At 66.3% G+C, this 8256-nt stretch carries 10 protein-coding genes; 9 read left to right on the forward strand and 1 reads right to left on the reverse strand.

Annotated elements, in window-relative coordinates:
* Positions 1 to 208: 208 nt before the first annotated feature.
* From IPV09_RS10285 to IPV09_RS10325, 9 genes are all read left to right on the forward strand, one after another.
* Entirely contained in the window at positions 209 to 394 is a 186-nt protein-coding gene (locus IPV09_RS10285) for a Flp family type IVb pilin (RefSeq protein ID WP_207475153.1), read from the forward strand.
* 82 nt (positions 395 to 476) lie between these two features.
* Positions 477 to 902: a TadE/TadG family type IV pilus assembly protein gene (locus tag IPV09_RS10290; RefSeq protein WP_207475154.1), complete on the forward strand. Its 426-nt coding sequence runs from the start codon at positions 477 to 479 to the stop codon at positions 900 to 902.
* Complete coding sequence (locus IPV09_RS10295) at positions 890 to 1843, forward strand: pilus assembly protein TadG-related protein (RefSeq protein ID WP_207475155.1); 954 nt, start codon at positions 890 to 892, stop codon at positions 1841 to 1843. Before IPV09_RS10290 ends, IPV09_RS10295 begins: the two co-directional genes overlap by 13 nt.
* Before the next feature lie 58 nt (positions 1844 to 1901).
* Positions 1902 to 2645 (forward strand): Flp pilus assembly protein CpaB, encoded by a 744-nt coding sequence (locus tag IPV09_RS10300; protein ID WP_207475156.1) that lies wholly within the window; start codon positions 1902 to 1904, stop codon positions 2643 to 2645.
* A complete protein-coding gene (locus IPV09_RS10305; RefSeq protein ID WP_207475157.1) occupies positions 2642 to 3877 on the forward strand; it encodes an AAA family ATPase in 1236 nt (411 codons plus the stop codon). The genes IPV09_RS10300 and IPV09_RS10305 overlap by 4 nt, the downstream gene beginning before the upstream one ends.
* Positions 3874 to 5451 (forward strand): CpaF family protein, encoded by a 1578-nt coding sequence (locus IPV09_RS10310; protein WP_242681488.1) that lies wholly within the window; start codon positions 3874 to 3876, stop codon positions 5449 to 5451. The genes IPV09_RS10305 and IPV09_RS10310 overlap by 4 nt, the downstream gene beginning before the upstream one ends.
* Positions 5448 to 6365, forward strand: a complete 918-nt coding sequence (locus tag IPV09_RS10315) for a type II secretion system F family protein (protein WP_207475158.1) — start codon at positions 5448 to 5450, stop codon at positions 6363 to 6365. The genes IPV09_RS10310 and IPV09_RS10315 overlap by 4 nt, the downstream gene beginning before the upstream one ends.
* Before the next feature lie 12 nt (positions 6366 to 6377).
* Positions 6378 to 7274 carry a type II secretion system F family protein gene (locus IPV09_RS14675; protein WP_207475159.1) on the forward strand — a complete coding sequence of 299 codons (897 nt, stop codon included), beginning with the start codon at positions 6378 to 6380 and terminating at the stop codon, positions 7272 to 7274.
* Complete coding sequence (locus IPV09_RS10325) at positions 7274 to 7864, forward strand: A24 family peptidase (RefSeq protein ID WP_207475160.1); 591 nt, start codon at positions 7274 to 7276, stop codon at positions 7862 to 7864. Before IPV09_RS14675 ends, IPV09_RS10325 begins: the two co-directional genes overlap by 1 nt.
* 36 nt (positions 7865 to 7900) lie before the next feature.
* Here the strand turns inward: IPV09_RS10325 and IPV09_RS10330 are convergent.
* Positions 7901 to 8256: hypothetical protein (locus IPV09_RS10330; RefSeq protein ID WP_207475161.1), on the reverse strand; the 356-nt coding region annotated here is incomplete at its 5' end.

The following is an 8256-nucleotide window of genomic DNA, read 5'->3' on the forward strand; positions in this document are numbered from 1 at the left end:
AGCCCCGCTTGGTTTCCGGGGGTCGTTAGCGTACTCAACGGTTCATCGTCGTGACGTTGAAGGTTTAATAACGTGATGTTTATTACAACGGGACGTACCGGTGTTCTTAAACTCGTAGGGGACTGATAACGTCTGGCTCGCCGTCGAAAGTGGAGTGACGCTGACGGCACTCCTACTTTTTTCACTCCACTTCTCAGGAGAATTCATCATGAATCCCTTGGTTTCCGTCTACCTGTTCTTCGCCAACCGTTTCGCCGGCCAGAAGGAACGCGGTGCGACCGCCGTTGAGTACGGCTTGCTTGCTGCCCTCATCGCCGTTGTTATCATCACCGTGGTTACCACCCTCGGTACGGAGTTGCGGGGTGTTTTCCAGTCCGTCGTCGACGGAATCTGAGCGTCTACCTGTAACATGCCCCGGGACGAGTTGTGTCCCGGGGCATGGGCGGTGACTGACTAGTAAATCCCAGGAGCGCGGCATGCATGACACCACTGCCCTCGGAGGCGCGCGGTTAGATGACAGAGCACGCTCCTCTCGCGACGAACGCGGCGCCCAAGCTGTGGAGTTCGCTCTGGTGCTGCCGGTTCTCCTATTGCTCTTGCTTGGCATCATGGAGTTCGGCTCGTTGTACAGCAAACAGATGATGATCACTGAGGCAGCTAGGGCGGCTGCGCGGTCCATGGCGCTATTTAATGTACCGGATAAGGCCCAAACTGCGGCGAAGGATGCTGCGCCCCGCTTGACCCTCACCAACGCTGAAATCAAGATTTCCCCGACGAGTTGTCCACCAACGGGCGATACCGACGTCGTAGTCACCATTACGCGTACCACACCGATGCTCACGGGACTTTTCGGTAATTCAATCACGATCACGGGAACCGGAGTAATGCGATGTGGAGGTTGAACCGCGGGCGAGCCGCGCAGGACGAGCGCGGTGCCACGGCGGTGATGGTTGCCCTGGTGATGGTGCTGTTGCTCGGCTTCTGTGCGATCTCCATCGACGTTGCCGCCCTATACTCTGCGCGACAAAAGTTGCAGGTCGGTGCTGACGCGGCCGCCCTTGCCATCGCAAAGGATTGCGCGGCAGGTGATTGTGGTACCGACGCGAGCCGGCGGGCGACCGCGGACCATTACGCGCGCGCGAACAGCGATCCGTCATCTTCTGGGCGTGTGATTCAACTCTTTTCGAACCGGGTTGAGGTAGAGGCAAGTGCGACCACCGAACACTGGTTTGCGCCGGCGCTCGGTTTCAACTCCAAACTCGTGACGACCAAGGCCAGCGCCGAGTGGGGGCTTCCGGTTGCTGGCCGCGCCATCCTGCCACTTGCCATCGGCGAGTGCGAATGGAATGTGGCCACGCATGGCGGAACGATTTCGAAAACGGACATAACCAAGATCACTGTTCATGTGCCTGCACAAAAGGATAACCGCTGCCCAACAGAGACCGCCTCTGGGTCGGGCTACATGCCTGGCGGCTTCGGTTGGTTGCCGGAGGAAGGTGACTGCAGCGTCGCCACCGAGATCGGTGTTTGGATTCCTTCCCGAGGCGGCAAGCCTTCAAGCTGCCCTGAGAAGTTCTCTAAATATCTGAACCAACCGGTGCTGATACCCATCTTTAAGGAGTACCAAGGTAGCCCTGTGAAGGCATATCTCATCTCCGGTTTCGCGGCCTTTAGCATGACGGGGTATTGGTTCAACGGATCCCAGTGGGGTGGGAAGATTGAGTGCAACCCCAGCGATTCGTGCATCCAAGGTTACTTCCTCGGTTTCGTGGCCGGCAGGGATTGGGAGTTGGGCACAACGGGGAATGATTATGGAGCACATGTCGTGCGACTGACCATGTGATGACGGTAGTTCAAACCCCGCGTGCATCTCCGGGCCCCCCACCACGAATTGAGCAGTTATGAGCAAGCGGACCGTCGCCGCCATTGTTGCGGTCATCCTGGCCCTGATCTCGGGCTTCCTGGTCCTCAGCTACGCCGGCACGGCCGATGTGCGGGCCATGCGCGGACAGGAACCGACCTACGTCGTCGTCACCACCGCGGACATCCCGGCCGGCACCGCCGCCAAGGACCTTAAGGACCTGCTGGAGGTGATCATCATTCCGGCCGTGGGCGTCGCGCCCGGCGCCATGTCCACGATCGAGAATGTGCTGGCCTTTGGTGACCAGGTGACGGCCACCGACCTGGTGGCCGGTGAGCAGGTCATCGCGAACCGCTTCACGGCGCTCGAGCAGGTGAATACCGTCTCGGTGCCCCCCGGATTGCAGGAGGTCTCGCTGACCGTCCAAATCGAGCGGGCCGTGGGTGGTCGGGTCAAGGCTGGCTCCAAGATCGGCGTGGTCATCTCCCTCGGTGCGCCTGAATCGGACCAACCTAAGATCTCGACCATGGCGCTCACCAATGTCCTGGTGACCAAGATGGAAGCCTTGGACAAGGAGGGGGTCATCCAGCAGACCCCGGCGCCGACCGCTGATGGCGAGGTGGTCACGATCGCGGGCTACCTCGTCACCCTCGCCCTCAACGCCCCTGATGTCGAGAAGTTGGTCTACGGCTTGGAGCACGGCGAGGTTTGGCTCACCCTGCAGACCGAGGACACCAAGCACGAAGGTCGACGCATCGTGACCCAGGCCGAGGTCAAACCATGACCAGGCTCTGCGTGGTGACCGACTCCCCGGAATTGGCCCAGGCACTGGCCGCAGAACACCGCGGTGACGTGGTGGTGCTGCCGCGCACCGCGGTGCTCAACGACGCGAACGCGGTGGCCCACATCATGGGTCACGTGCCCTCGGTGGTGCTGTTGGACGTCCCGCAGGACGCGCAACAGTCGCTCCTGCTCGCCGAGGTGATCACCGCACTCGTGCCGGTGCTCATGCGCGCCCAACAACCCGCTGAGGTGGCCCTGCCGGCGCTGCGCGCCGGCGTCCGGGATGTTCTGGGTGCGGACGCGACCGCCGAGCAGTACTGGAACGCCGCCGATCGGGCAGCATCCGCCGCGTACTCCCGTGAGCCGACGGCTGGACAGGAACCGGGTCGGGTGTTGACGGTGCTGTCCCCGAAGGGGGGAGTTGGCAAGACCACGGTGGCCACCAACCTGGCGGTGGGGCTGGCCCAGGCGCTGCCGCAGCAGGTCGTCCTGGTGGACCTCGACCTCCAGTTTGGGGACGTGGCCTCGGCCCTGGACCTGGACCCCGAGTACTCCATCCTCGATGGGGTCCGCGGCTCGGCCCGCGAGGACGCCATGGTGCTGAAGACCTACCTGACCCAGCACCGCTCGGGCCTGTTCGTGGTGGCCGCACCCGCCAGCCCCGAGGCCGCCGACCAGGTCACGCCCGCTGATGCGGCCGACCTGCTGCGCCGACTGGCCGCCGAGTTCGCCTACGTCGTCGTCGACACGGCCCCCGGGCTCACCGACCACAGTCTGGCGGCGCTGGACGTCAGCACCGACATGGTGCTGCTGACGGCCCTGGACGTGCCCGGGGTGCGGGGGTTACGCCGCTACATCGACATCCTCAGCGCCCTCGGCATCGAGGTGCCCCGCTCGGTGGTGCTGAACATGGTCGACAAGCACGGTGGGCTCACCGTCGTCGACGCCGCGGCCACCATCAGTTCACCGATCGATGTGACCTTGCCCCGCTGCAAGTCGGTGCTGCCCTCGGTGAACAGGGGAGTGCCACTGCTGGAGTCCGGAACCTCCAGCCCGTTCGCCTCGCGGATGGAACAACTCGTCCGACGCGTCGCCCCCGACCTGCCCGTCGTGAAGCGGCCACGCGTTCGGCTGGGGTCTCGCGACTCCGCGCCTGAGGCCGTCTCGGCACCGCGTCGCGCGATGGGGTCGCGCCCGACCAAGCAGCGCCGGCTCGAGGGTGGGGCGGCATGAACCTCAGCGAACGTCTGGCCCAGCGGCAGGGCCAGTCCGGCCCGCCGCCCGCGGCTCCCGGTGTCCCGAGCGCCCCGCCTCCCTCCGGCGCGCCACCGCGCCCATCGGTGCCGACCACGGGGGGCCCACCAGCCGCGGCCCCCAACCCGTGGTCGCGGGAGGCGATGGCCGCCCCGATCGTCCCACCGAATGAACCCGACGGCACCCCGGGCGCCGTTCCGCCCATGGACGGCTTCACGAACCCCGCGCCGCAACCTGTCGCCCCGCGGCCCGCGTCCCCCGAGGGCAATGGCGCTCTGGACCGGCTGAAGGAGCGTGCCGCCCAGGAGTTGTTCACCCGCATCGGATCCCGGATTGCTGATGCCAGCATGGGTGAGGACAAGATGCAGGCGCTGGCACGCGCAGAGTTGAGCAATGTCATCGACGCCGAGCGGGTGCCGCTGACCCCTGAGCAGCGCCAGCGCCTCATCAAGGAAATCTCCGACGACGTGCTCGGCCACGGACCGTTGCAGCGCTACCTCGACGATCCGTCGGTCACCGAGATCATGGTCAACGGCCCGGAGATGATCTTCATCGAGCAGCACGGCCGACTGAACCGGGCACCCACCCGATTCACCTCCGAGGCGCAACTGCGTCGGGTGATCGAACGGATCGTCACCCGGGTCGGCCGCCGCATCGACGAGTCCTCGCCGCTGGTCGACGCCCGACTGCCTGACGGCTCGCGCGTGAACGCGGTCATCCCGCCGCTCGCGTTCAGCGGTCCCACCCTGACCATCCGCAAGTTCAGCAAGGATCCGTTCGGGGTCGCCGACCTGATCAAGTTCGGCACACTCACCCCCGAGATGGCGCACCTGCTGAGCGGCTGCGTTCAGGGACGGCTGAACATCATCGTGTCCGGCGGCACTGGCACCGGCAAGACCACCCTGCTCAACGTGCTCTCGTCGTTCATCCCGCACGGGGAGCGCATCATCACCATCGAGGACGCCGTCGAACTGCAACTCCAGCAGGACCACGTGGTGCGCCTGGAGAGTCGACCCGCGAACGTCGAGGGACGCGGCGAGGTGACCATCCGCGACCTGGTCCGCAACTCGCTGCGCATGCGACCTGACCGCATCGTCGTCGGCGAGGTCCGCGGCGGCGAGAGCCTGGACATGCTGCAGGCGATGAACACCGGTCACGACGGCTCGCTGTCCACCGTGCACGCCAACACCCCTCGCGACGCCATCGCCCGACTGGAGACCCTGGTGCTGATGGCCGGCGTCGACCTGCCCCTGCGCGCGATCCGCGAGCAGATCGTCGCGGCCGTCGACCTGGTCGTCCAGATCACCCGCCTTCGGGACGGGTCGCGACGCATCACCGCCGTCACCGAGGTCCACGGGCTCGAGGGGCAGACGGTCACCCTGCAGGACGTGTTCGCCTTTGACTACTCCGCCGGCGTCGACCACACCGGACGATTCCTGGGCCGCCCCCGCCCGACCGGCATCCGTCCGCGCTTCATCGAGCGCCTCGCCGACCAGGGCATCATGCTGCCCCCCGCCCTCTTCGGAGTTCCGGTGCCGGGGCTGGACCGATGATCCCGGTACCGATCCTGGCCGGGCTGCTGTTCGCCACCGCGATCGGGTGCGCCGCGCTGGCCATCCTGATGCCCGGCAAGCCGCGTCTGGCCACCCATCGACGGCGACCCGACCAACCGTTGGAGCAGGGGCTGTTCACCGGCGCGGGCGATGCCGTGGCCAAGGTATTGAATCGCCGCGGCACCAAGTTCCCGCTCCTGGAACTGGCCGCGGTAAAGCTGAGCCCTCAAGATCTGGTGGTGCGCAGCATCATGGCGGCCTTCATCGTTTTCGCCCTCGGTTTCGTCCTGGTCGCACCATGGCTCGGGTTGCTGCTTGCCCTGGTGACACCGCTGTTCGTCTGGGTGTGGCTGCTGTCACGGCGCGACGCCCGGCGCAAGCAGTTCGGTGAACAACTCGACGACACGCTGCAAATGCTCGCCGGCAGCATGCGCGCAGGGCACAGCATGGCGGCCGGCCTGGCGTTCGTGGCCGCGGAGGCACCCGAACCGATGGCGGCCGAGCTGGGCAGGGTGATCAACCAGTCCCGGATGGGTCGCGACCTCACCGCAGCGCTGTCCGAGACCCACGTGCGGATGGACAACGAGGACTTCGGCTGGGTCGTCCAGGCCATCGCCATCAACAGGGAGGTCGGCGGCAACCTGGCCGAGGTGCTGGACGCCGTCAGCAAGACCATCCGCCAGCGCGACGGCCTGCGCCGCCAGGTGCAGGCGCTCAGCTCCGAGGGCAAGATGTCGGCGCTCATCCTGATGGGTCTGCCCGTCGTGGTGATCGTGCTGCTGTCGGTGATCAACCCCAGCTACCTGGCGGTGCTCGTGACCACCTTTCTCGGTTGGGTCTTCATCGTGGCCTCGGTCATCCTGTTCGTGATCGGCGGCTTCTGGATGCGGGCCGTCACCCGGATCAAGTTCTGATGGTGATGGACAGTGAGTGACTCAATGGCCTCGATCGTCGTGCTCATCGCCGTCGGCGCCTGCATGGTGTCGGTGCTGCTGATCGCGTACGCGCTGACCAGCGGCGGACGCCACCGAGCCCAGGTGCTCAGCAACTTGCAGCGCTCCCTGTACGACCCGGACGACTCCCAGGCAGCCGCCCACACCCGCGGGCCGCTGGTACGGGTGGCCTACGCCCTGACCCCGGTCGGGTCGGTCAGGCTGCTGGAACGCCAGCTCAACCGGATCGGACGACCGGCGGCGTGGCCGGTGGACCGCGCGGTAGCGGCCAAGTTCGTTGCTGCTGCACTCGGTGCGGCGGTCGGCTTGTTGATCGTGTTCAACAAGCCCGTGCTCACCATGATCCTGCTGGCCATCGCGGTCACCGTCGTGGGCTGGTTCCTGCCCGAACTGCTGCTCTACAGCCGCGGCATCGAGCGGGCAGAGAAGATCACCCTGGAGTTGCCGGACACGCTGGACCAGATGGTCATCGCGGTCGAGGCAGGGCTGGGTTTCGAGGCGGCCATGGCGCGGACTGCCCAGAACGGCAAGGGTCCCTTCGCCGAGGAGTTGCGCCGCACCCTGCAGGACCTGCAGGTCGGCGCACCCCGCGCCTACGCCTACGAGGGCCTGGCCACCCGCACCAATGTTCCCGACGTTGGGCGCTTCGTGCGTTCCATTACCCAAGGTGAGAAGCACGGCATCTCGGTCGCCGACGTGCTGCGGGCCCAGGCCGACGAGCAACGCCAGAAGCGCAAGATGCGTGCCGAGGAGAAGGCGATGCAGATTCCGGTGAAGGTGATCTTCCCGCTGATGCTGTGCATCCTGCCGGTGCTGTTCATCGTCCTGCTGGGCCCGGCGATCATCAACGTGATGGGGACATTCGGCTGATGACCGACCTCGTGGTGACCGACACCGGCAAACCGACGGGATCGGTGCTGCGGTGGTGGCACTGGTTGCTGGCCATCGGGGGAGCGGCGCTGGGCATCGCGGCCGGTGTGGCCGCCGGCCTCGGCCTCGTCGGCTCGCTGGCCTTTGCGGTCGTCGCGGGGGCCAGCGCGATGTTGGTCGCTATCGACATCGCGACGCACACGTTGCCCCACCGGATCGTCCTGCCGACCCTCGTCGCCGCCGTGGTGCTGTTGGGCGTGGAGGCGCTGCTCGGTGCCGGGCTGGGAACCTGGGGGCGGGCGCTGCTGGGGGCGTTGGTCGCGACCGCAGTGCTGTTCGTGCTGGCTTTCATCAACCCTGCAGGGCTGGGTCTGGGCGATGTCGCCTTCGTGGCGCCGCTGGGTCTGGTGCTGGGATGGCTGGGCTGGGGCACCCTGGCGGTGGGCCTGCTGGCGGCCTTCGTCCTGAACGGGCTGCTGATCGGGCTGCTGCTGGCCCTGCGACGGTCCGGTCGCGGGGCAGAGGTGCCGTTCGGGCCCAGTCTGGTGCTCGGCGCTGTGATCGCGGTGGCGCAAACGCTGCTCGTCTGACGCGCACGAGGGCTCACGGCCAACCCAGCGAAGGACTCAGCCGGCGGTGCTCGTGGGACTCAGCGACACGGGAGGTGTGGTGGGCAGACCCGGGACGCGTCGATGGCAGGTGCCGTCATAGGGATCACCTGACTTGTCACCACCCTCGCCGGGGCAGTAGTCCGGTGTAGGCGGCGAGGTCGGCGGCGAAGGAGCCGTGGTGGTGGGCGTTTGCGTCGTGACGACGGTCGTCGGCTTTGGTGTAGTGGTCTGCGGCGGTGTGCCGCACCGCCGGTCGTAACGGTCACCGGTCCAGTCACCGTTGGGGCAGACGTCCTTGGTGGGCTCGACGATCACCGGTGCGGTGGTGGTGGGGGCCTGGTACGAGGTGGTCTCGACGACCGAGGGGGTTG

Source organism: Tessaracoccus sp. SD287 (assembly GCF_017355265.1).
Classification (GTDB): Bacteria; Actinomycetota; Actinomycetes; order Propionibacteriales; family Propionibacteriaceae; genus Aestuariimicrobium.

Coding starts and splice junctions, on each gene's coding strand:
- IPV09_RS10285 (WP_207475153.1), top strand. CDS start 209: ATGAATCCCTTGGTTTCCGTCTACCTGTTCTTCGCCAACCGTTTCGCC.
- IPV09_RS10310 (WP_242681488.1), top strand. CDS start 3,874: ATGAACCTCAGCGAACGTCTGGCCCAGCGGCAGGGCCAGTCCGGCCCG.
- IPV09_RS10325 (WP_207475160.1), top strand. CDS start 7,274: ATGACCGACCTCGTGGTGACCGACACCGGCAAACCGACGGGATCGGTG.
- IPV09_RS10300 (WP_207475156.1), top strand. CDS start 1,902: ATGAGCAAGCGGACCGTCGCCGCCATTGTTGCGGTCATCCTGGCCCTG.
- IPV09_RS10290 (WP_207475154.1), top strand. CDS start 477: ATGCATGACACCACTGCCCTCGGAGGCGCGCGGTTAGATGACAGAGCA.
- IPV09_RS10295 (WP_207475155.1), top strand. CDS start 890: ATGTGGAGGTTGAACCGCGGGCGAGCCGCGCAGGACGAGCGCGGTGCC.
- IPV09_RS10305 (WP_207475157.1), top strand. CDS start 2,642: ATGACCAGGCTCTGCGTGGTGACCGACTCCCCGGAATTGGCCCAGGCA.
- IPV09_RS10315 (WP_207475158.1), top strand. CDS start 5,448: ATGATCCCGGTACCGATCCTGGCCGGGCTGCTGTTCGCCACCGCGATC.